The 22,153-nt window shown below is 68.1% G+C and carries 22 protein-coding genes; 8 read left to right on the forward strand and 14 right to left on the reverse strand.

The window, feature by feature from the left end:
* The first annotated feature begins 21 nt into the window (after positions 1-21).
* From H8R02_RS02485 to groL, 3 genes are all read left to right on the forward strand, one after another.
* Positions 22-954: a hypothetical protein gene (locus H8R02_RS02485; protein ID WP_187079757.1), complete on the forward strand. Its 933-nt coding sequence runs from the start codon at positions 22-24 to the stop codon at positions 952-954.
* Positions 955-1,090: 136 nt separating this feature from the next.
* Positions 1,091-1,381 (forward strand): co-chaperone GroES, encoded by a 291-nt coding sequence (gene groES, locus H8R02_RS02490; RefSeq protein ID WP_187079758.1) that lies wholly within the window; start codon positions 1,091-1,093, stop codon positions 1,379-1,381.
* Between the two features lie 23 nt (positions 1,382-1,404).
* Positions 1,405-3,045: a chaperonin GroEL gene (gene groL / locus H8R02_RS02495; protein WP_187079759.1), complete on the forward strand. Its 1,641-nt coding sequence runs from the start codon at positions 1,405-1,407 to the stop codon at positions 3,043-3,045.
* Positions 3,046-3,093: 48 nt separating this feature from the next.
* On the opposite strand, the gene H8R02_RS02500 is transcribed toward groL, so the two are convergent.
* The 7 genes from H8R02_RS02500 to H8R02_RS02530 form a co-directional block, all read right to left on the reverse strand.
* The gene (locus H8R02_RS02500; protein WP_187079760.1) at positions 3,094-3,483 is read right to left on the reverse strand and encodes a hypothetical protein; all 390 of its coding nucleotides are present in this window, start codon (positions 3,481-3,483) and stop codon (positions 3,094-3,096) included.
* Between the two features lie 96 nt (positions 3,484-3,579).
* The gene (locus tag H8R02_RS02505; RefSeq protein ID WP_187079761.1) at positions 3,580-3,954 is read right to left on the reverse strand and encodes a DUF805 domain-containing protein; all 375 of its coding nucleotides are present in this window, start codon (positions 3,952-3,954) and stop codon (positions 3,580-3,582) included.
* 35 nt (positions 3,955-3,989) lie between these two features.
* Positions 3,990-5,525 (reverse strand): glucose-6-phosphate isomerase, encoded by a 1,536-nt coding sequence (gene pgi, locus H8R02_RS02510; RefSeq protein ID WP_187079762.1) that lies wholly within the window; start codon positions 5,523-5,525, stop codon positions 3,990-3,992.
* Positions 5,525-6,472: a transaldolase gene (gene tal / locus H8R02_RS02515; RefSeq protein ID WP_187079763.1), complete on the reverse strand. Its 948-nt coding sequence runs from the start codon at positions 6,470-6,472 to the stop codon at positions 5,525-5,527. Before tal ends, pgi begins: the two co-directional genes overlap by 1 nt.
* Positions 6,473-6,506: 34 nt before the next feature.
* Entirely contained in the window at positions 6,507-7,556 is a 1,050-nt protein-coding gene (locus tag H8R02_RS02520) for an ABC transporter ATP-binding protein (protein ID WP_187080579.1), read from the reverse strand.
* 5 nt (positions 7,557-7,561) lie between these two features.
* Positions 7,562-9,817: an ABC transporter permease gene (locus tag H8R02_RS02525; RefSeq protein ID WP_187079764.1), complete on the reverse strand. Its 2,256-nt coding sequence runs from the start codon at positions 9,815-9,817 to the stop codon at positions 7,562-7,564.
* Entirely contained in the window at positions 9,817-10,830 is a 1,014-nt protein-coding gene (locus H8R02_RS02530) for an ABC transporter substrate-binding protein (RefSeq protein WP_187079765.1), read from the reverse strand. The genes H8R02_RS02525 and H8R02_RS02530 overlap by 1 nt, the downstream gene beginning before the upstream one ends.
* 105 nt (positions 10,831-10,935) lie before the next feature.
* Between H8R02_RS02530 and zwf the strand changes: the two genes are divergently transcribed.
* The 3 genes from zwf to H8R02_RS02545 are packed head-to-tail and all read left to right on the forward strand — an operon-like array spanning position 10,936 to position 14,326.
* Positions 10,936-12,390, forward strand: coding sequence for a glucose-6-phosphate dehydrogenase (gene zwf / locus H8R02_RS02535; protein WP_187079766.1), 1,455 nt, complete (start codon positions 10,936-10,938; stop codon positions 12,388-12,390).
* A gap of 2 nt (positions 12,391-12,392) precedes the next feature.
* Positions 12,393-13,241: a MurR/RpiR family transcriptional regulator gene (locus tag H8R02_RS02540; RefSeq protein ID WP_187079767.1), complete on the forward strand. Its 849-nt coding sequence runs from the start codon at positions 12,393-12,395 to the stop codon at positions 13,239-13,241.
* Between the two features lie 20 nt (positions 13,242-13,261).
* The gene (locus tag H8R02_RS02545) at positions 13,262-14,326 is read left to right on the forward strand and encodes a response regulator transcription factor (RefSeq protein ID WP_187079768.1); all 1,065 of its coding nucleotides are present in this window, start codon (positions 13,262-13,264) and stop codon (positions 14,324-14,326) included.
* Here H8R02_RS02545 and H8R02_RS30750 read toward each other — a convergent pair whose 3' ends face one another.
* Entirely contained in the window at positions 14,327-16,867 is a 2,541-nt protein-coding gene (locus H8R02_RS30750; RefSeq protein ID WP_187079769.1) for a response regulator, read from the reverse strand.
* Between the two features lie 7 nt (positions 16,868-16,874).
* Positions 16,875-17,141: a DUF3297 family protein gene (locus H8R02_RS02555; RefSeq protein ID WP_187079770.1), complete on the reverse strand. Its 267-nt coding sequence runs from the start codon at positions 17,139-17,141 to the stop codon at positions 16,875-16,877.
* 102 nt (positions 17,142-17,243) lie between these two features.
* On the opposite strand from H8R02_RS02555, the gene H8R02_RS02560 reads away from it, so the two are divergent.
* A complete protein-coding gene (locus H8R02_RS02560) occupies positions 17,244-18,005 on the forward strand; it encodes a histidine phosphatase family protein (RefSeq protein WP_187079771.1) in 762 nt (253 codons plus the stop codon).
* On the forward strand, positions 18,002-18,883 hold the full coding sequence (locus H8R02_RS02565) for an NAD(P)H-hydrate dehydratase (protein ID WP_187079772.1): 882 nt from the start codon (positions 18,002-18,004) through the stop codon (positions 18,881-18,883). The genes H8R02_RS02560 and H8R02_RS02565 overlap by 4 nt, the downstream gene beginning before the upstream one ends.
* On the opposite strand, the gene H8R02_RS02570 is transcribed toward H8R02_RS02565, so the two are convergent.
* The 5 genes from H8R02_RS02570 to H8R02_RS02590 form a co-directional block, all read right to left on the reverse strand.
* A complete protein-coding gene (locus H8R02_RS02570) occupies positions 18,831-19,232 on the reverse strand; it encodes a hypothetical protein (RefSeq protein ID WP_187079773.1) in 402 nt (133 codons plus the stop codon). The genes H8R02_RS02565 and H8R02_RS02570 overlap by 53 nt on opposite strands.
* A gap of 78 nt (positions 19,233-19,310) precedes the next feature.
* Positions 19,311-20,846, reverse strand: a complete 1,536-nt coding sequence (locus tag H8R02_RS02575) for a methyltransferase regulatory domain-containing protein (protein WP_187079774.1) — start codon at positions 20,844-20,846, stop codon at positions 19,311-19,313.
* Positions 20,847-21,037: 191 nt separating this feature from the next.
* Positions 21,038-21,340, reverse strand: a complete 303-nt coding sequence (locus tag H8R02_RS02580) for a hypothetical protein (RefSeq protein ID WP_187079775.1) — start codon at positions 21,338-21,340, stop codon at positions 21,038-21,040.
* Between the two features lie 73 nt (positions 21,341-21,413).
* Positions 21,414-21,647: a hypothetical protein gene (locus tag H8R02_RS02585; protein WP_187079776.1), complete on the reverse strand. Its 234-nt coding sequence runs from the start codon at positions 21,645-21,647 to the stop codon at positions 21,414-21,416.
* 113 nt (positions 21,648-21,760) lie between these two features.
* A complete protein-coding gene (locus tag H8R02_RS02590; protein ID WP_187079777.1) occupies positions 21,761-22,150 on the reverse strand; it encodes a hypothetical protein in 390 nt (129 codons plus the stop codon).
* Between the last annotated feature and the right edge of the window lie 3 nt (positions 22,151-22,153).

Below are 22,153 nucleotides of genomic sequence, written 5' to 3' on the forward strand. Positions count from 1 at the left end.
ATGAAGACGCAAGGAAGTACCGTGGACACAGCCGCATCGACAGCATCGACCTGCCCCTGGTGCGGAGCCCCGCGCGCGCTCGCTGCGGCGTGCCCGCGCTGCGGCGCGGACTATGCGAAGGCCGACCAGATCCGCAGGCATGGGCGCGCGGCGGCGCCGCCGGCGCTGCCCGAGATCGTGATCGACGAAGCGCAGCAGGTGCCCGACAGCGAACCGGGCGCGGTCGAAGACCCCGCGCTCGAACTGAAGCTGTGCCTTTTCGCCCTGCCTGCAGCCCTGCTTGCGGGCATCGCCTTCCACGTGTTCGCGCCGGGGATGCAGCGCATCTTCCTCGGCATGCCGGTGCACGAATTGGGGCACACCGTCAGCGCCTGGTTCTGCGGCTTCACGGCGGTGCCCACGTTGTGGTTCACGCGCATCGCCGAGACGCGCGGCTTCGTTGCGCCGGTGGTGCTGGGGAGCGTGCTGTGCGCGATGGGCTGGCGTGCATGGCGCGGCGGGCATCGCGGCTTGGCCGGCCTCGCCGTGCTGCTGCTCGCGCTGCAGGCCGTGGGCACGTTCATGATCGACGAGCGCCGCGCCGAGGCGTTCATCACCTTCGGTGGCGACGGCATGGGGATGGTGCTGGCCACCGCGCTGATGGCGAGCTTCTTCTTCGGCAAGGGCACGCAGCTGTACCACGGCCGGCTGCGCTGGGGCTTCCTCGTGATCGGCGCCGGCGCGTTCTTCGACATCTTTCCGACCTGGTGGACGGCGCGCAACGACTACAGCGACATCCCCTTCGGCGAGATGGAGCGCGGCGGGCCGTCCGATGCGACGAGGTTGGTGGAGTGGTATGGCTGGTCGATCGAAACGATGGTCAGCCGCTACTCCATGCTCGGCGCCTGCTGCCTGCTGGTGCTGCTGGCGATCTACGTCTGGGGTGTCCTGCAGGCATCGCGTCGCCACGCTTGAAAGCTCCCCGAAAAGCCTTATGATTAGCACTCGCCGGAGTTGAGTGCTAACAGCCCAGCTCCGCGTAAGTTACCAAGCGCTGGCCCCCTGTTGGCGCTTTTTGATGTCTACCAAAGTTTCAAGTCAAGGAGATGCAATGAAACTTCGCCCCCTGCACGATCGGGTGATCGTCAAGCGCATGGAGAACGAGACCAAGACCGCCTCGGGCATCGTGATCCCCGACAACGCCGCCGAGAAGCCGGACCAGGGTGTGGTGATCGCCGTCGGCCAGGGCCGCAAGAACGACAAGGGCGAGCTCGTCGCGATGGCCGTCAAGGTCGACGACAAGGTCCTGTTCGGCAAGTACAGCGGCCAGACGGTCAAGGTGGACGGCGAGGAACTCCTCGTCATGAAAGAAGAAGACCTCTTCGCGGTCATCGAAAAGTAAATCTGATCAAGGAGTCATAGAACATGGCAGCAAAAGACGTCATTTTCGGCGGCGATGCGCGCGCGCGCATGGTCGAGGGCGTGAACATCCTGGCCAACGCGGTCAAGGTCACGCTGGGCCCCAAGGGCCGCAACGTGGTGCTCGAGCGTTCGTTCGGCGCCCCCACGGTCACCAAGGACGGTGTCTCCGTGGCCAAGGAAATCGAGCTGAAGGACAAGCTCCAGAACATGGGCGCGCAGATGGTCAAGGAAGTGGCTTCCAAGACCAGCGACAACGCCGGTGACGGCACCACCACCGCCACGGTGCTGGCCCAGGCCATCATCCGCGAAGGCATGAAGTACGTGGCCGCCGGCATGAACCCGATGGACCTCAAGCGCGGCATCGACAAGGCGGTCATCGCCCTGACGGAGCAGCTGAAGAAGGCCTCCAAGCCCACCACCACCTCCAAGGAAATCGCGCAGGTCGGCTCCATCTCCGCCAACAGCGACGAATCCATCGGCAAGATCATCGCGGACGCGATGGACAAGGTCGGCAAGGAAGGCGTCATCACCGTCGAGGACGGCAAGTCCCTCGAGAACGAGCTGGACGTCGTCGAAGGCATGCAGTTCGACCGCGGCTACCTGTCGCCCTACTTCATCAACAACCCCGAGAAGCAGGCGGCGCTGCTGGACAACCCGTTCGTGCTGCTGTACGACAAGAAGGTTTCGTCGATCCGCGACCTGCTGCCGGTGCTCGAGCAAGTGGCCAAGGCGTCGCGCCCGCTGCTGATCATCGCGGAAGAAGTCGAAGGCGAAGCGCTCGCCACGCTGGTGGTCAACACCATCCGCGGCATCCTGAAGGTCGTGGCCGTCAAGGCGCCGGGCTTCGGTGACCGCCGCAAGGCCATGCTGGAAGACATCGCCATCCTCACGGGCGGCAAGGTCATCAGCGAAGAGACCGGCATGAGCCTCGAGAAGGTCACGCTGGCCGACCTGGGCCAGGCCAAGCGCATCGAAGTGGGCAAGGAAAACACCACCATCATCGACGGCGCCGGCGCCGCCGCGGACATCGAAGCGCGCGTCAAGCAGATCCGCGTGCAGATCGAAGAGGCGACGAGCGACTACGACCGCGAGAAGCTGCAGGAGCGCGTGGCCAAGCTGGCCGGCGGCGTTGCGGTGATCAAGGTCGGTGCCGCCACCGAAGTCGAGATGAAGGAAAAGAAGGCCCGCGTGGAAGACGCGCTGCACGCCACCCGCGCTGCCGTGGAAGAAGGCATCGTGGCCGGCGGTGGCGTCGCGCTGCTGCGCGCCAAGCAGGCCGCCGGCGAGATCAAGGGCGACAACCCCGACCAGGACGCCGGCATCAAGCTGGTGCTCAAGGCGATCGAAGCGCCCCTGCGCGAGATCGTGTCCAACGCCGGCGGCGAAGCCAGCGTGGTCGTGAACGCGGTGCTGGCCGGCAAGGGCAACTACGGCTTCAACGCCGCCAACGACACCTATGGCGACATGATCGAGATGGGCATCCTGGACCCGACGAAGGTCACGCGTACTGCCCTGCAGAACGCCGCTTCCGTCGCGTCGCTGATGCTCACGACCGAAGCCATGGTCGCCGAGGCGCCGAAGGACGAAGCGCCCGCCGGCGGCATGCCCGGTGGCATGGGCGGCATGGGCGGCATGGACATGTAAGTCCAGCCTCCCAGGCAACGAAGAAGCCGGCCCTTGGGCCGGCTTTTTTTATCGCGAGACGGTGTGGAACCAGTCTTTCGGCATGAACCCGCGCCCGCCGCTGGTGTCGACGACGATGATGTCGCCGTCGGTGTCGACGGACCAGCAGGCGGCCCACTGGCGGGTGCCGTGCTCCACGACCGCCGCCCTGTGCAGGCCCACGCGGTCTTCGTCGATGAGCGCCGCGCCGAGGTCGTCGCGGGTGCACTCGCCCTCCTGCAGGCGCCAGGTGACCGCGCCGCGCTGGTACACCTGCTCGCCCGGCAGGCCCGCTTGCACGGGAGCCTGCGGTTCGTTCAGGACGATGACCGTGGCAGCCACCGCGGTGGCGAGGGCGGCAAGCGAGACGCCCACCATCCAGCGCAGCAGGCGATGTTGGGAAAGAGCGTGGGACACCATGCGGATCTCCTTGCAGCTTGTCGGCTGCAAGTAGGTCGCGGCGCGCCCGGCCGGGGTTCCGGCGCGAAGCGCGGGATAGACGAAGGACGGTGGCGGCTACACCGCGCCGGGCGGCGCGGCCATCGCGCCTTGCGCCACCTCGGCCGGCACCGGGCCGTACTCGTTGTCGTTGGGGTCGCTCTTCTTGATCGACCACACGAGCAGGATGATGCTGCCGATGATGGGGATCAGCCCCAGCAGCAGGAACCAGCCGCTCTTCTGGATGTCGTGCAGGCGGCGCGCGCTGACGGCGAGGTTGGGGACGAGCAGCGCCAGCGCGATGATGTTGGCGGCGATGTCGCTGATCATGCTGGGGATGGCGATCGCCAGCACGAAGAACAGCATGAACCACCAGAACTCCGAGCGCGAGGCGCGGCCCTCGAACGTGGCGTACTTGCGCAGGCAGGTGGCGATGGAATCCTGGAACGTCATGGCAGCCTCCGTCATTCGGTGCCGCGCATGATCGTTCATCGCAGCCTTTGCAGCAAGCCCGCCGTGGACGGGTCCAGGCCCGCCGCGTCGCCGCTGGCCAGGCGCGGCGCGAGGTCCTGCGCCAGCACCTTGCCCAGCTCCACGCCCCACTGGTCGAAGCTGTCGATGCCCCACACGGCGCCGCTGGTGAACACGCGGTGCTCGTAAAGCGCGATGAACGCGCCGAGCGAGGCGGGCGACAGCTCGTCCAGCACGAAGAACGTGCTGGGGCGGTTGCCGCTGAAGTTGCGGTGGCCGCCGGCGTCCTGCCTGCCCTGCATCAGGGCCTGCGCCTGCGCCAGCGCGTTCGCGAGCAGCAGCTCGTGGTGCACGGGCAAGGCGTGCGCGGGTTGCTTCACGGCAATGAATTCGACGGGGACGCGGTCCGTGCCCTGGTGCAGCATCTGGAAGTACGCGTGCTGGCCGTTGGTGCCGGGCTCTCCCCACAGCACCGGCGAGGTGGCGTAGGTGACGGCAGCGCCTTGGGCGTCGACGCTCTTGCCGTTGCTTTCCATTTCCAGCTGCTGCAGGTAGGCGGGCACGCGGCGCAAGGCGCTGTGGTACGGCGCGATGCTGCGGCTGCCGAAGCCGTGGAAGTCGCGGTACCAGACGTCGAGCAGGCCCAGGCGCAGCGGCAGGTTGGCTTGCGCCGGCGCGGTGCGGAAGTGTTCGTCCATCGCATGGGCGCCGGCGAGCAAGTCACGGAAGCCAGCCGCGCCGATGGCGATCGCGATCGGCAGGCCGATGGCCGACCACAGCGAATAGCGGCCGCCCACCCAGTCCCAGAAGCCGAAGGTGGTGTCAATGCCGAACTCGCGGGCCGCTTCCACGTTGGTCGTGAGTGCCGCGAAATGGCGCGCGATGTCCTTGCCGCCGTTCTGCTCGAACCAGCGCTTCGCGGAGCGCGCGTTGGTCATCGTCTCCAGCGTGGTGAATGTCTTGGAGGCGACGAGGAAAAGCGTCGACTCCGGTTTGACCTGCTCGAGTACGGCCGCCAGTTCGTGCCCGTCGATGTTGGAGACGAAGTGGAAGCGCTTGCCCGGCATGGCATGAGCCGCGAGCGCCGTCACCACCATCTGCGGCCCCAGGTCCGAGCCGCCGATGCCGATGTTCACCACTTCCGTGATCGCATCGTCCGCGCGCACGCGCTCTGCGTAAGCCAGCATCGCATCGAGCGTCTCGTGCACGAGCGCGAGGTCGGGGTCCGCCGACGAGCCTTTCGGCGCGCGCAGCAGCCAGTGCTTCACCGCGCGCTGCTCCGTGTTGTTGATCTTCTCGCCCGCGAACATCGCATCGCGGTACGCGGGCACGCCGCACTGCTGCGCCAGCTCGAAAAGCAGCGCCTCGGCGACGTGGTTCAGCAGGTTCTTCGACAGGTCGGCGAAGACGTGCGGCGCCTGCTGGCTGAAGTGGGCGAAACGCTTCGGGTCGCTGTCGAAAGCCGTGCGCAGATCGAAATTCGCGCCCTGCTCCTTGTAGTAGGTCTGCAGCCGCGGCCACGCCGCCGTCCGGTCGCAACGCACGCGGTGCATCAGGAGGCCTTCATCAGCTGCTCGAGCTTCACGGCGTCGGCCGCGAAGGCGCGGATGCCTTCGGCGAGCTTCTCGGTCGCCATGGCGTCGTCGTTGAGCGCGTAGCGGAAACTCGCCTCGTCGTACTGCATCGCGTCGATCATCCCCATCTGGGCCTGGATCGGGTCGAGCGAGCGCGCCACGGGCGCCTCGGACGCGGCCAGCTGCGCCATCAGCTCCGGGCTGATGGTCAGCAGGTCGCAGCCCGCGAGCGCGAGGATCTGGCCGGTGTTGCGGAAGCTCGCGCCCATCACCTCGGTGGCGATGCCGAAGTGCTTGTAGTAGTCGTAGATCTGCCGCACCGACTTCACGCCGGGGTCGTTGGCGCCGGCGTTCGCCTCTTCGTTCCACGCGCTGCCCGCCTGCTTCCTGTACCAGTCGTAGATGCGGCCGACGAAGGGCGAGATGAGCTGCACCTTCGCCTGCGCGCAGGCCACGGCCTGGCAGAACGAGAACAGCAGCGTGAGGTTGGTGTTGATGCCGCGCTCCTGCAGCCGCTTGGCAGCCTGGATGCCTTCCCACGTGGACGCCACCTTGATCAGCACGCGGTCCACCGGAACGCCCTCGGCCTGGTACATCTCGATGATGCGTTCGGCGCGCGTGAAGCTCGCATCCGCGTCGAAACTCAGCCGCGCATCCACCTCCGTCGAAACGCGGCCGGGGATGATGCGCAGGATCTCCACGCCGAAGCGCACGATCAGGCGGTCCATCACCTCGTCCATCGGCCGCCTGCGGAAGCGCTCCACCGTCTCGCGCAGCAGCGGCGCGTAGTCGGGCTTCTGCACCGCCTTGAGGATGAGCGAGGGATTGGTGGTGGCGTCCTGCGGCTTGAACTGGGCGAGCTGGCGGAAGTCTCCCGTGTCCGCCACGACGGTCGTGTACTGCTTGAGTGCGTCGAGCTGGTTCATGCAGTCATTATCCGGCGCGACGTGCGCGCGCGGGTTACGAAACCTGCACAACCGAGACGCCGTGGTCGGCGAGTTGCAGGCTCACGTCCGCGCCGACGCCGAGGGCGCGCGACAGGTCCGACGACACGACGAACACCGGGCCGAGCTCGGTCTCGAAGGTGTACTCGTAGTTGCTGCCGAGATAGGCCGACTTCGCGAGGCGCCCCATCAGCCCCGCACCGGGCGGGCCGATGTTCCACGCTTCCGGGCGCACCGCCACTTTCACCGGGCCGGCCGTCACGGGCTGGCGCGGCGCGATGCGCAGCGGGCCGAGGCTCACCCGCCCCGACGCATCGGCCATCGCGGGGAACAGCATCGCCTCGCCCATGAAGCCCGCCACGAACTCGCTCGCGGGCGCTTCGTACAACTCCTGGGGCGTGCCCCGCTGCGCGATGATGCCGTGGTCCATCACGATGATCTGGTCGCTCACCGCGAGCGCCTCGCTCTGGTCGTGCGTGACGTACGCGACCGTGAGCGCGAGCCGCTGCTGCAGCGAGCGGATCTCGTCGCGCATCTCGCGGCGCAGGCGCGCGTCGAGGTTGGAGAGCGGCTCGTCGAACAGCAGCACCTCGGGTTGCAGCACGAGCGCGCGCGCGAGCGCCACGCGCTGCTGCTGCCCGCCGGAGAGCTCGCTGGGCAGGCGCTCGTCGAAACCCACGAGGCCCACGCTGCGCAAGGTCTCCACCGCGCGTGCCTGCGCGGGCTCCTGCGGCAGCCCGGACATGCGCAGGCCGTACATCACGTTCTCCACCACGTTCATGTGCGGGAACAGCGCGTAGCTCTGGAACATCATGCTCACGTTGCGCTGCGCGGGGCCGAGCGTGGTGACGTCCTGGCCGCCGATCAGGATCTGGCCCGACGTCGGCGACTCCAGCCCCGCGATCATGCGCAGCGTCGTCGTCTTGCCGCAGCCCGAGGGCCCGAGGATCGTCGTGAGGCAGCCGCGCGGCACCTCGAAGCTGATCTCGCGCACGGCCAGCGGCCCATTGCTGTCGCTGCCGTAGCGCTTGCTGACGTTGCGGAATTCGATGCCGGCCGTTGTCATCCTGTTCAAACCCCCGTCCTCGTGATCGGCACCGCGGCGACGCGGCGGCGGCCCAGCTTGCGTTCGCCGACGACCAGCTGGATCAACGCCGTGGCGGCGCTCATCGTCACGATCAGCACCGTGCAGTACGCCAGCGCCACGCCGTAGTCGCCGTTGCCGACCCGGCCGATGATGTAGGTGGTGGCGAGCTCGTTCTCCGCCGTCACCAGGAAGATCACCGCCGACACCGTGGTGATCGCGCGCACGAAGCTGTAGACCAGAGCGGCCACCAGCGCGGGCTTGAGCAGCGGCAGCACGACGTAACGCAGCGTCTGGATGCTGGAGGCGCGCAGCATCACCGACGCTTCATCCAGCGACTTGTCCAGTTGCTTGAACGCCGCCGTACCGGCGCGCACGCCGACGGGCAAATTGCGGAACAGGAAGCACAGCACGATGATCAGCCCCGTGCCCGTCAGCTCGAAGGGCGGCACGTTGAACGCGAGGATGTAGCTCACGCCCAGCACCGTGCCGGGGATGGCGAACGCGAGCAGCGCCGCGAATTCGAAGAAGCCCTGCCCGCGGAACTCCGTGCGCGCGAGCAGCCACGCGATCAGCAGGCCGAGGCCCGCCGTCAGCGGCGCGGAGATCGCGGCCAGCTTCATCGTCGTGAAGAACGAGTTCCACGCCGTGCCCGCCCACACGATGCCGAACTGGCCCCACTCCAGCGCGAAGGCTGTCGTGAAGTGCTGCAGCGTGACGGTGTAGTCGCGGCCCCAGGTGCGCACGAAGCCGCCCGCCAGCGCGAACAGGTACACCACCACCGTGAACGCGATCCACGGCAGCGCGACGCAGCGCGTGAGCATGAGCACATTGGGCGGCAGCGGCATCGGCACGCCCGAGTCGCCCTTGCCCGTCACCGTCGTGTAATTCTGCCGCCCCAGCACCCAGCGCTGCAGCGCGAAGAGCCCCAGCGCGAAGAGCGTGAGCAGCCACGCGAGCGAGGCGGCACGGCCCTGGTCGTATTGCGCGCCGACGATCGCGAAGAAGATCTCCGTCGACAGCACCGAGAACTGCCCGCCCACCACGATGGGGTTGCCGAAGTCTGCCATGCTCTCGATGAAGCCGACGAGGAAGGCATTGGCCAGCCCCGGCTTGAGCAGCGGCAGCGTCACCGTGCTGAAGGTGCGGCGCGCGTCGGCACGCAGCGTCTGCGCCGCCTCCTCCAGGCTCGGTGCGATGCCTTGCACCACGCCGCGCATGATCATGAAGGCGATGGGCGTGAAGGCGAAGGTCTGCGCCACCCACACACCGGAGCCGCCGTAGAACCAGCGCGAGGGCGGGATGCCGAAGGCGTATTCGAGGAACTGGTTGACGAGGCCCGCGCGGCCGAACAGCAGGATGAGGCCCAGGCCAACCACGAACGGCGGCGTGATGATCGGCAGCAGCGCGATCACGTTCAGCAGCTTGCCGCCGCCGGGTTTGCGGCCGCGCTCGGCCATCAGCGCCATCAGCGTGCCGAGCAGCGTCGTGCTCGCGGCCGTGAACAGGCCCAGCCACAGCGTGTTCCACGCCACCCCGCAGCGCACGCCGCCCGCGAGGCAGCCCAGCCCCCAGTTGCGCTCGCTCGCCAGCCGCGTCCAGATCGCCGTCACCGCGAACTTGCCGTCCTCGCCCGCGAACGCACCGGCCAGCGCCTTGAGAACGGGGAACACGATGAACATGCCGAGCAGCGACGCAGTGCCGATCACCGCGGCCGCCACGAACAGGTCGCCGCGGAACGCGCCGCGCCGCGCGACACCGAACGACGCCAGCATCACGAGCGAGGCGATCGCGAGGAAGCCGCCCCAGCCCATGCCGAACTGGTTGCGCGCGAGTTCACCAAAGGCGGTGTTGGCCCACTCGAAGCTCCAGCCTTTCGCGCCGATGAAGAACCCGCTGGCAAGCAGGCCGACGGCGCCGAGGCCGCCGCCCGCGAGCAGCACGTTGCCTTGCGTGCGCCCGGGTTTCATCGACGCGGCCGCGCCGCAGATGGCGAGCCCCGCGAGACCGGACGCGAGCCACACGCGGCCGTACGCCGCCATCTGCATCAGCCCGTTGCCGGTGTCGTCGCCGCCGAACACGCGTGCGATGGCGATGAGGCCGTTCGTGTCCTGCAGTGCGTACCAGGGCCACAGCAGGTAGGCCGCAAACCCCACGGCGAGCCAGCCCCAGATCGCAGCGTTCGGATGGCCCGTGCGAGAACGGGAGAGCGGCAGTTCCTCCGGGACCGTGGAGGCCAGCATCACTTCGGCAGCGAGTTGACTTCCTTTTCCCAGCGCGCGATCAGCCGGCGGCGTTCGGCGCTGGCGCCGTACTTCGCGTAGTCGTAGTTGATGAACTTGATCTTCTTGAAGTCGGGCACGCGCGAGTCCACCTTCGCCGCCTTGTTCGACGGCAGCTGGAACTGCTTGGCGGCCGCCGCCATCTCCTGCGCGGCCGGCGTGAGCGCCCATTCGTAGAACTTCTTGGCCGCTTCCATGTTGCGCGAGCCCTTGATGATGCTCATCGAGCCGATCTCCGCGCCGGTGCCGTCCACGGGCGTGATGGTCTCCACCGGGAAGCCCTGCATCTTCTCGCCGGGGCCGTCGTGCACGAAGCTGATGGAAACGGCGGTTTCACCGCGCGCCACCGCCTTGATCGGCCCCGTGCCCGAGCGGGAATAGGTGCTCACGTTGCGGTGCAGCGCCTTGAGGTAGTCGAACGCCTTGTCCTCGCCCATCAGCTGCACCAGCGTCGCGATCATCGTGTACGCGGTACCGCTGGACGCGGGGTTGGCCACCTGGATGTCGCCCTTGTACTCCGGTTTCGTCAGGTCGGCCCAGGTCTTGGGCACCGCGATCTTCTTCTTGGCCAGCAGCTCGGTGTTGTAGCCGAAGCCCAAGGGGCCCGAGTAGATGCCCACCGTCTTGTAGCCGGACTGCCTGGCCTGCTGCTGCGCCCACTCGTGCAATTGCGGGAGCGACGGCGACTTGTATTCGACGGTGAGGCCTTGCTCGGCGGCCTGCAGGTGCGGGTCGCCCGTGCCGCCGAACCAGATGTCGGTCTTCGGGTTGTCCTTCTCCGCGATCAGCTGGGCGAGCGCTTCGCCCGAGCCCTTCAGGCTCAGGTTCACGCGCGTGCCGGTGGTGCGCGCGTACACCGTGCCGATCATGTTGCACCACTCGGCCTGCACGGAGCAGATGACGTTGATCTGGCCCTGGGCGGAGGCGGCGACGGAAGCGGCGGCAAGCGCCGCGGCGAGCAACAGTTTTCTCATGTTCGTTCTTGGAAGTAACTCGATTACGACGCCAGCATAGCTTCACCCCGACAAGCGGCTGTCGGGGTAAACACCAAATGCATGAAACTAAGTTACATTAAAGCCATGAGTTTCGACCTCGTCCTGTTCGGCGGCACCGGCGACCTCGCCTGGCGCAAGCTCATGCCGGCACTCTTCCAGGCCTTCCGCCACGGCACGCTGCCGAAGGAGGGGCGCATCATCGGCGTCGCGCGCGACGACCTCGGCGACGAGCAGTACCGCGCGCTGATCCGCGAGCGCTTCGCGCAGGTGGACGACGCCAAGCAGCCGAGCCCGCAGGAGTTCGAGCAGTTCGCGCAGTTGCTGCACTTCGTGCGCATGGACCTGTCGAAGCCGGAGGATTTCCGGCGGCTGAAGGAAACGCTGGAGTCGCGCGGCGCGGACGTGGTGGTGATGTACCTCGCGGTCGGCCCGTCGCTCTTCACGCAGGCTTGCGAGCAGATCGGGGCGGCGGGGCTGAACCGCCCCAACGTGCGCCTCGTGCTCGAGAAACCGCTCGGCCACGATCTCGCGTCCAACCGCGCGATCAACGAGGCGGTGCGGCGCGTGTTCGCCGAGAAGCAGATCTTCCGCATCGACCATTACCTCGGCAAGCCGTCGGTGCAGAACCTGTTTGCGCTGCGCTTCGGCAACTCGCTCTTCGAGCCGTTGTGGCGGCGCGAGACGATCGCCAACATCCAGATCACGATCGCGGAGGACCTCGGCGTCGAGAAGCGCGGCGCGTTCTACGACACCACCGGCGCGCTGCGCGACATGGTGCAGAACCATGCGCTGCAACTGCTGTGCGCCCTGGGCATGGAGCCGCCGATCAACGCGCATGCCGACGCCATCCGCGACGAGAAGCTCAAGGTCCTGCGGTCGCTCAAGGCCTGGACCCCGACCGACCTCGCGCAGCACGTGGTGCGCGGCCAGTACGCCGCCGGCGTGGTGAACGGCGAGCAGGTTCCCGGCTACCGCGAGGAGCCCGGCGTGGACCCCCAAAGCAACACCGAAACCTTCGTGGCGCTGCGCGCCGAGATCGCCAACTGGCGCTGGGCGGGCGTGCCCTTCTACATCCGCACCGGCAAGCGCATGGCGGCGCGCAACGCGTGCATCGTGGTGAACTTCCGTCCTGCCCCGCACGCGATCTTCAATGCGCCGCCGGGTGCGGCGAACAAGCTGGTGATCAACCTGCAGCCGCGCGACGGGCTGCAGCTGCACCTGCTGGCGCAAGGCCAGGAGAACCGGCGCAACACGCAGGCGCTCGCGCCCGCGCACCTGGACCTCGACTTCGACAAGCGTTTCGGCAGCGAGCGCGTCGGCGCCTACGAGCGGCTGCTGCTGGACGTGATCGACGGACGGTTGAACCTGTTCGTGCGCAGCGACGAGCAGGAAGAGGCGTGGCGCTGGGTCGAGCCGATCCTCGAATACTGGGCCAACGACGACAACGGGCCGCGGCCGTACGCGGCGGGCACCTGGGGCCCGAGCGCATCCAGCGCCATGATCGCGCGCGACGGCTACTCGTGGCCGGAGGAGCTCTGAGCATGCTGGACCGCATCCGCGCCTCGCTGCAGTCCCTCGCGCCTGCCGAACAGCGCGTGGGCAAGCTCGTCCTGTCCGACCCGCGCATCTTCGCGAACCTGCCGGTGAGCGAGCTGGCCGAGCGCGCGCACGTGAGCAAGCCCACCGTCGTTCGCTTCTGCCGCAGCATGGGTTACGACGGCCTGTCGGACTTCAAGCTCAAGCTCGCGGGCAGCGTGAGCGAAGGCGTGCCCTTCATCCACCGCAGCGTGGACGCCGACGACAAGACCGGCGACGTGCTGGTGAAGGTGATCGACAATGCGGTCGCCGCGTTCCTGAAGTACCGCAACGACGCGTCGACCTTCGCGATCGAGCGCGCCGCGCAGGCGCTGGCGGCGACCTACCAGACCGGCCGGCGCATCGAGTTCTATGGCGTCGGCAATTCCGGCATCGTCGCGCAGGACGCGCAGCACAAGTTCTTCCGCCTGGGCGTGAACACGGTCGCGTACAGCGACGGGCACATGCAGGTGATGGGTGCGACCATGCTCGGGCCGGGCGATTGCATCGTGGTGATCTCCAACTCCGGCCGCACGCGCGACCTGATGGATGCGTGCGACATCGCGCGCAAGAACGGCGCGACCGCGATCGTGATCACCGCCACCGGGTCGCCCCTTGCTTCGGCGGGCCACATCCACCTGGCTGCCGACCACCCCGAGGGTTACGACCGCTACAGCCCGATGGTGTCGCGGCTGCTGCACCTGGTGATCATCGACGTGCTGGCCACCACCGTGGCGCTGCGGATCGGCGGCGCGCGGTTGCAGCCGTTGCTGCGTGAAATGAAGAACAACCTGCGGAACAAGCGATACGCCTAGTTTCCATGCAGAATCCGCGCATGGCGAAAGTCCTGGTGATCGACGACGACCCGCTGCAGCGGATGCTGGCATCACGAACACTGGCCGACGCGGGCCATGACGTGCACGTGGCCGAGGACGGGCAGGCGGGGCTGGAAGCCATCCGCGAACGCAAGCCCGACCTGGTGGTTTCGGACGTGGTCATGCCCCGCATGAACGGCTACCAGGTGGTCGCGGCCGTGCGCGCCGAGCCCGCCATCGCCGCCACGCCGATCATGCTGCTGACGACGATGGCCGAGCGCGCGCAGGTGCGGCTGGGCATGACCTCCGGCGCCGACGACTACCTCGGCAAGCCCTACCGCCCGCAGGAGCTGGTGGAGGCCGTCCGCGCCTTGCTGCAGCGCAACCGCGCGCACGAAGCGGCGGCTATGAGCGCGCTGAAGGACCGCTTCGACGAGGCGCTGCGCGCGCAGCAGGACGCGCTCTCCTTCAAGTACGAGTGGCAACTCGCCAACGAGCTCAGCGCGCGCTGGGAGCGCGACACGCAGGGCGGCGAGACCCACCGGGAATTCACCGGCGCGACGCTGCTGCTGGCCAACCTGTTCGAGGCGCTGCAGGTGCGCGGCGAAGACGCGGCGCTGGCGACGGAAGCCTTCCAGGCCGTGCGCGACTCGCTCTACCTGTTCGGCGCCGTCCACGTCGCGCCGTTCGGCGAGGACGTGTTCGGCGTCTTCGACACCGCACCCGACGCACCCGTGCCCGCCCACGTGCACGGCGTGCGCGCGGCCCTGGCGTTGCAGTCGGCGGTGGCGCATGCCATCGGCTCCGACGTCGCGCAGCGCCTGTCCATCGCACTCGGCGAAGGCGACGTGGCGTTGATCCCGCTGTACGACCCGCTGCACGGCGACGCCGGCAGCGCCGCGCTGCCCGGCGCGGCACTGCGCGCCTGCCTGGCGCTGCGGCGCTTCGCGGTGGAGTCCGGCTGGCGCGTGGCGGCGGACGCGGCACTGCCGGGCAAGCTCGACGGGCAGCTCGCGGTCGTCGCACAGAAGGCCGACTTCGCCGGCCATGCCGTGTGCGAGCTCAAGCCCGCGCGGGAGTCCTGATCAAGGCTGCGGCAACGCGCTCGCCAGCCCCGCACGCAAGTCCGTGAGCTTGGACGCAAGCTCCCCCGCGAGCGCCTCGATCTCCGCCGGCGGCCGCCCGCCGTCGCACGCGGCCTCCACCTCACCCGCGAGCCGCGACACTTCGACCGCGCCGAGCGTGGCCGCGGAACCGCGCAGCGTGTGCGCGACGAAGCGCACATCCTGCATGTCGCCCTTGGCCACCGCGGCGTGGAGGCGGCCCACGGTGGGCTCGTGGTTCGCGACGAACATGCGCAGCATCGACACGTAGAACGACTCGTCGCCGCCGGGGATGTGCGACAGCCCGTCGTCCCAGTCCAGCCCTGCCACCGGGTGCTGCAGGCCGCCGCTGCCCAGCAGGACGGGAGCTTCCTGCGGCACGGCGGGCACTTCGCCGCCGGGCAGCACCTGCTGCACGGCGCGCACCAGCTGCGGCGGATCGATGGGCTTGGTGGCGAATGCGTTCATGCCCGCGGCGAGGCAGCGCTCGCGGTCCGCCGCCATCGCGCTGGCCGTCATCGCCACGATGGGCGTGGACACGCCGCGCCGCCGCAACTCCTGCGTCGCCTCGATGCCGTCCATCACGGGCATGTGCATGTCCATCAGCACGACGTCGAACTGCTGCGCAGCGGCCATGTCCAGCGCCTCCTGGCCGTTGCCCGCAACCGTGACGCGCGCACCCGCGGCGAACAGCACTTCGCCGGCCACCTGCTGGTTGATCTCGTTGTCCTCCACCAGCAGCACCTCCACACCCGCCAGCGCGGCGTCGGGCGGCACCGAAGGCGGCGCCGCCGCTTCGGGCGCTTCGTCCAGCACCCGCAGCCACGCGGTGAACCAGAACGTGCTTCCCACGCGCGGCTCGCTCAGCACGCCCGCGTCGCCGCCCATCAGCCGCGCGAGGCTGCGCGAGATGGACAGGCCCAGGCCCGTGCCGCCGTGCTTGCGCGTGGTGCTGCTGTCCGCCTGCTGGAAGTCCTGGAACAGCCGCTCGCGCTCCTCGTCGGTCAGGCCGATGCCGGTGTCGCGCACGGAGAAACGCAGGAGCACGTCCTCGCCTTCGAGCACCACGTTCTCGACATACACCGAGATGCGGCCGCGCTCGGTGAACTTGATCGCGTTGTTCACGTAGTTGAGCAGCACCTGCCGCACCCGCAGCGCGTCGCCGCGCACCCACGGCGGCACTTCGGGCGCGATGGTCACGCCCAGCTCCAGCCCCTTCTCCCGCGCGCGGTGCGACATCACCGAGCCCACGTCCTCCAGCACCGCGCGCAGCGTGAACGGCGCCTCCTCCAGCGTGAGCTTGCCCGCCTCGATCTTGGACATGTCCAGGATCTCGTCCACCACCTGCAGCAGGTGGCGCGCCGCGCCCTGCTGCTTGGTGAGGTAGTCGCGCTGCTGGCGCGTGAGCTGCGTCTGCAGGGCGAGGTGGCCCAGGCCGATGATGGCGTTCAGCGGCGTGCGGATCTCGTGGCTCATGTTCGCGAGGAACGCCGATTTCATGCGCGTGGCCTCCTCGGCCTCCACGCGCGCGCCGCGCAGCTCGTCGCCCTGCACCTTGAGCTCGTCGCGCGAGCGCAGGTTGCGGTGCAGCTGCACGCGCATCGTGCGCGTGAGCACGCCGATGACGGTGACGGACAGCGCCAGGGCAAGCAGCAGCGACACGAGCAGCTTCGTGCGCTCCGCCTCCTGCGCCATGCGTCGGCGCGCCAGCTCGGCCTGCTGCGCGGGCGTCAACCCGCCCGCGGCGGCCAGCAGCAGTTGCTCCACCTGCCGCTGCGCCTGCAGGAAGTTGGTGTTCGTGCGGTAGGTGTAGGTCGTGGAGGCGATCATCAGCAGCGCCAGCGTCCAGAACGCCAGCGTGAGCGCACGCGCCTGCGGCACCTTGTCCAGCTTGCGCGGCTGGCGGCGCCGCGCCCGCGCGTTCAGGCCCATCATCCCCATGGCAAGCGCAGCCAGCGCGATGGCGGTGTTCAGCGCCACCGGCGGCAGCCACGTGTCCGTGACGATCTGGGACGCATTCCACAGGTAGCCGATGATCGAGATGGCGCCGATGAGGCCGGCCTGCAGTGCGCACAGGGCCACCGTCCAATGGCGCGGGCGCGTGTGCAACAGCACCAGCCCCGGCCCGACCCAGGCAAAGGCCCAGGCCGTGTAGGGCGACATGCGGCCGGGGATCGCGTTGAAGGCCAGCGCCCTGTCCTCGAACAGCAGCTCGTCGATGCCGAGGGACGTGCCCGTGAGGTACTCGATGAGCGTCAGCACCCCCACCAGCCCCACGAAAGCGCCGCACGCCGCGGCGATCCGGCCCGCGCGGTCGGCCGCGAGCAGGCCCAGCGCGAGGCCCGCGACACACAGGCCCACCGCGGTGTTGGGCTTGAGCTGCACCGCGCCGGGCAGGATGCTCTTGAACGCATCCACGCCCAGCACCCAGCCGGCGAGCGCCACCGCGCCGGTGGCGAACACCAGCACGGCGGCCACCCAGATGAGGTAGCGGTCCTGCACGCGCGTGACGAAACGGTCCACGGGCGGCTCAGGCGGCGGGCGGCGCGTCCTTGTAGAAAGCCTCGACCTTGCCCTTGAGCTTGAGCATGAGCGGGTTGCCCTTCCGGTCGAGCGTCTTGCCGGCGGGCACGCTCACCCAGCCTTCGCTGATGCAGTACTCCTCCACGTCGTGGCGCTCCTTGCCGTTGAAGCGGATGCCGATCTCGTGCTCGAAGATGGCCGGCACGTGGTACTTGCTGCGCGGGTCGGCGCACAGGCGGTCGGGGAGGTCGGGGCGTTCTTTGCTGTCTGCCATGCGGGTATTCTGCCCGGCCGCCGAGCACGTTGGGTGGCGGCTGACGGGCAAGTAGGAAGCCGTGAAGGCCGAGCTTGCCACGGGGGCGCAACACTAGCCTTGATGAAAGTCGACTGGCCGTCCCTGCTGTGGATCGCGCGCCATGGGCAAAGCGCGGGCAACGTGGCGCGCGACGCGGCCGAGGCCGCAGGCATGGCGCTGATCGACATCGAATACCGCGACATCGACACGCCGCTGTCGCAGCTGGGCATCGAGCAGTCGCGCGCGCTCGGTCGCTGGTTCGCGCGCCAGCCGGCGCGGGAGCGGCCGCAGGTCATCCTTTGCTCGCCCTACGTGCGCGCCCGCGAAACGGCGCGCCTCGTACTGGAAGAGGCCGGCTGGAAACCCGGCAACGAGCTGCACATGCGCGTGGACGAGCGCCTGCGCGAAAAGGAGTTCGGCGTCCTCGACCGGCTCACCCGGCACGGCATCCGCGAGAAGTACCCGGAGCTGAGCGCGCAGCGCAGCCACGTCGGCAAGTTCTACTTCCGCCCGCCGGGCGGCGAGAGCTGGTGCGACGTGATCCTGCGCCTGCGCAGCCTGACCGAGATGGTCACGCGCGAATACGGCGGCTGCCGCGTGCTGGTGGTGGCGCACCAGGTGATCGTCAACTGCATGCGGTATTTGATCGAGAACCTGGACGAGTCGCAGATCCTGGCGATCGACGCCGAGGCCGACGTGCCCAATTGCGGCGTCACCTCGTACCGGCTGGACCGCGCGACGAACAATCTCCGCCTGGACCTGGCGAACTTCATCGCGCCGCTGAAGGAGGCGGGCGCGCCGGTGACGGTGGAACCGGACGCGCTGGCCGCGCCGAAGCCGTGAGCGTGGAAGTCGACGAGGCGCTGCTGCGCGCCTGGCCCCTGCCCGAGCCGGACGCCGACGCGGACAAGGAGGACCGCGGCCGCGTGCTGGTGATCGCCGGCAGCCGCGAGACGCCGGGCGCGGCGGTGCTCGCCGCCACGGCTGCACTGCGCGCGGGCGCGGGCAAGCTGGCGGTTGCGACGCCGGAATCCGCGCATGCGATCGTCGCCGCGGCATTGCCGGAGGCAAGGGTGATCGCATTGCCCGAGTCGCGCGAAGGCGGTTTGCGCGATGAAGGCGTGAAGTTGCTGGTCGAGCGCATCCACGCCACGCACGCGGTCCTGATGGGGCCGGGCCTGCTGGGTTGCGATGCCACCGCCGGCTTCGTCAACGCGCTGCTGCCCCATGTGAGGCACGGGGTCACCGTGCTCGATGCTGCCGCGCTGGACGTCGTCGCCGTGCTCGAACGCTTCGACCAGCCCGTGATCCTGACGCCGCATGCCGGCGAAATGGCACATGTTGCGGGCTGCGCGAAGGAAGACGTGCGCGCGAACGCGCAGGAGATGGCACTGAAGCAGGCGCGCGCCTGGAACGCCACGGTGGCGCTCAAGGGCGCCGTCACCTGGATCGCCCGGCCCGACGGCCGCTTGTGGCGCCACGATGGCCACACGCCGGGCCTGGCGATGTCCGGCTCGGGCGACGTGCTCGCGGGCGTCATCGCAGGCCTGGCGGCACGCGGCGCCGACGCCGCGCAGGCAGCCGTGTGGGGCGTCGCACTGCACGCGCGTGCCGGCGAAGCGCTCGCGCAGGAGGCGGGAACGGTGGGCTACCTCGCCCGGGAGCTGGCTACAAGGGTGCCGGCGATGTTGGAGCGGCTGGCGGCGCCTGGCCGTCCCTGAGGGCGGCGGCGGCAATGCAGGCCCCGCACTTGCGGCGGGCCTCGTCGATGATCGAGCGGTGGTACGCGTGCAGCTTGGCCACGCGGTGGGTCGTGCCGCCATTGCGGTTGGACCACATGGCGTGGGTCATGTCGAAGCGGCTGATGAGGAGCTCCACCCACGTCACCGAGAGGGTCGGCAGCGCGGTGGAATAGGAGCGCATCAGGTCGAACTGCTCCGACACGCGCTGGGCAAGCTCCGCGTCGAGCCCGCGGGCCACGAGGAGGGAGAGATCGCGGTCGTAGCGGGCCAGCGCTTCCAGCAGCTGGCGCGCAATGGCGGCTTGTTCTGCCTTGTGCGATGGAATCATGGTGTTCCGGCCTCCCGTCGCTGATTCTGGCCCAGCCCGGCCGGAAATCAAGGCAGGTTATTTCTGCTTGACGAACGGTCACGCGACCTGCAGAGCTACGAGGGTCGGGAGGGCGTCCGCCTCGAACTTCTTCGCCTGTTCCACGAGGTGGGCCAGGCTCTCTGCGTCGTCATCCACGGCCTTGCCCTCGCGCATGAGGCGCTGGCCCTGCGCGTGGATGGCATCCAGCGCGTGCTGGGCCATCTGCTGGGGCGTCTTCGCGCCCTCCTGCCGCGCCAGCAGGAACAGCTGCTCGAAACGGCCGACCGACACGCCCGTGCCGGTGACAGGACTTGCCAGCGTGGTGATGTCGCCGCCGGCGCGAGCCATGCCCATGATGTGCCGGTTCAGGCGCTCGCACTGCGGTTTGGCCTTGGCCGTCACCTTGTCGTCCTGCACGACCTGCAGGTCGCCCTTGCCCGCGAGGATCAGGATGGCCTGCATCAACTGGCCGAAGGTCACCTTCTTCTTCTCGACCTCCTTTTCCACCTGCGCCACCGTCACCGGCTTGCGCGAGGCCAGCGCGTCCAGCACGGGCCCGTACACGTCCTCGTTGAGCGCCGCCTCACCCAGCGGCGTGGCCGCCTTCAGCGTGACGGCATCGCGCCGCGTGGACAGCAGCAGGCGCAGCGCCTTGACGTTCTGCGTGCGCTCCATCGGCGGCACCGGGCGCAGGCCCTTGACCCAGAAGTCGCGGCGGAACTGCGCGTTGACCATGAAGTCGCGCACCGCCTCGCGGAACATCGGGTCGGGCAGGCCCTTGAGGAAGGCCGACTGTTCCTGCGTGTAGTTGACCGGCTCCACCAGGTCGAAGTACTGCGCGGAACATGCGAAGTCCAGCTTGGCGCGATGCATCCAGTCGGCCATGTCGAGGAAGTGCATCGGCAGCCAGTCGCGGTTGAAGTATTCGTGCGCGAGGTAGTGGCGGTTGTGCTTGCGCATCTGCGTGATGCGGTCGGCGACGGCGGGATGCGCCTTCGCATACGCGGGCTTGAGCTGCAGCAGCGTGTCGGCGAACTCGAGCGAGCGGTCGATGCGCTGCACCAGCTTGTCGGCGGGCGCGCTGAGCATGTCGGCGTGGCGCGTGAGCAGGTGCCGCATCGGCACCATCTGCGCCCAGCCGGGCAGGACGTTGTAGCTGACGTACAGCACGCCGCCGGGGCGCAGCTTGCGCGCGACGAAGTTGGCGATGTGCGTGCGGTTGGCGTCGGAGATCCAGCTCCAGATGCCGTGCAGGCCGATGTAGTCGAAGTCGGGCAGGTCCGTGCGGCTGCAGAAGTCCTCGAACGACTGGTCGAAGAGCTGCGCGCCCGCGCCGGAGACCGCGGCCAGCTCCTGCGCGAAGGCGGCCTGGGTGGGGTTGAAGTCGGTGCCCCACCACTTGACGTTGGATGCGGCGGCGTGCACGTTGACGCTGATGCCCTGGCCGAAGCCCAGCTCGCAGGCGTTGGCGACGGTGGGCGCCGCGACGCCGCGTTCGAGGAAGGCGAGGCGCAGGCGGTTCGGCTGCAGCTCGGGGTAGTAGCCGTAGGTGTAGCTGATGTCGGAGACGTAGCCGGAGGTCCAGTCGGTCATGGACGGGTATTAAACCGCATGCGCGGTGATCTCCGGTACGAGCAGCTGAGGCCTTCAGCGACAGGCCAGGAAGCGTTGTCCTCGCTAAGCGTCCAACAGCAAGTACTGATGTCCCGATTCGCTTTCGTAGTAGGCGACGCGGCCCGGAACGACGGACACGACTGTTGCCAGGCCAAGTCCCACAACCTTCGTTATGGCTTCTTCCAGCGGAAGCGCAGCTCTATCCAGTCGCGACCAGTCGGAAAGGACCCAGCAATCTGCCGTGACGCGACCGGCCTCATGTCGGAGGGCGTGAAGAACGAACTCAGGTGTCGACCCTCGCGGCAACGCCCGCATTCGCTGCCCCTGGAGTCCTGCCATCCCGCAAGCTTGCCAATGATCGCGGATCGCCGCCTTCCGGACAGCAACTGCTTCCACCGATCTTTCTTGTTCTCCACGATGAACGCATCGACGAAGGCTGTCTCGTGCCGGCGCTGCAATTCAACGTCGACCAACGAATTACTGGAAGCAGCGGAACTCGCCATATGTCACTTCAGTACCGCCTGGTTTCAAGGCAGCTAACATTTGTTAAAGCTCAGGGCAGCTTTCGTCCACAACGCCGTCAAGAACTTGAACCCCCTCTATCCCAGGGACGGTATATCCATCCACTTGAAGAGCATCGTGCAGCTTTTCCCGCGCAGACGGCTCTGAGCTGGCATCTACGATGGAATTGACAAACGCACCACTCGCCTGAGGCATCTCGATCGCGAGCCGCGACGAACTCAGCGGTTCGACCTCGATTTGGTGGAAGTAGTAGAGCATCGGCGCGCCTTAGAACTGTCCCTTGGGGAATTGGTAGCGGGGAATCGGGGTCAGATTCCAATTTCTGAACGCATTCTTTGGATCATCATCGCCTCGAAGCCGCCACGCCCCAGCTAATACAGCTTGATCTCAAGCAACAAGTCAGTCAGGCGATGCGCAATCGAATGCTTTTCCAATCTCGCTGAAAGAGCTTCGACCTGCTGCATTACCGTTTCCGAGGTGAACGTTCGTGGACCTATTTGCTCCCAGTGAAACTGGCGCGGCACGATGACGTGGGCAAGTTCATCGTACACAAACGGCTGCTGCCACGTACCACCATCGCGGATCCCCAGATCGCCCACTTCCGCTGCGATCGGCAATGGTGCCGTCCAGTAGCCTGCGTCTTCCCGGAGCCGCTTGAAGGTGGTCCAGGCGCACCATGAAGCAGGAGCGCCCCCGACCGGTCGATTCTGGCCGGAACTGAACTGCTCCGCGGCTTCCAGAAAAAATAACTTCCAGTCCATTGC

The sequence above is a fragment of the Ramlibacter albus genome (genome assembly GCF_014297445.1).
Taxonomy (GTDB): domain Bacteria; phylum Pseudomonadota; class Gammaproteobacteria; order Burkholderiales; family Burkholderiaceae_C; genus Ramlibacter; species Ramlibacter albus.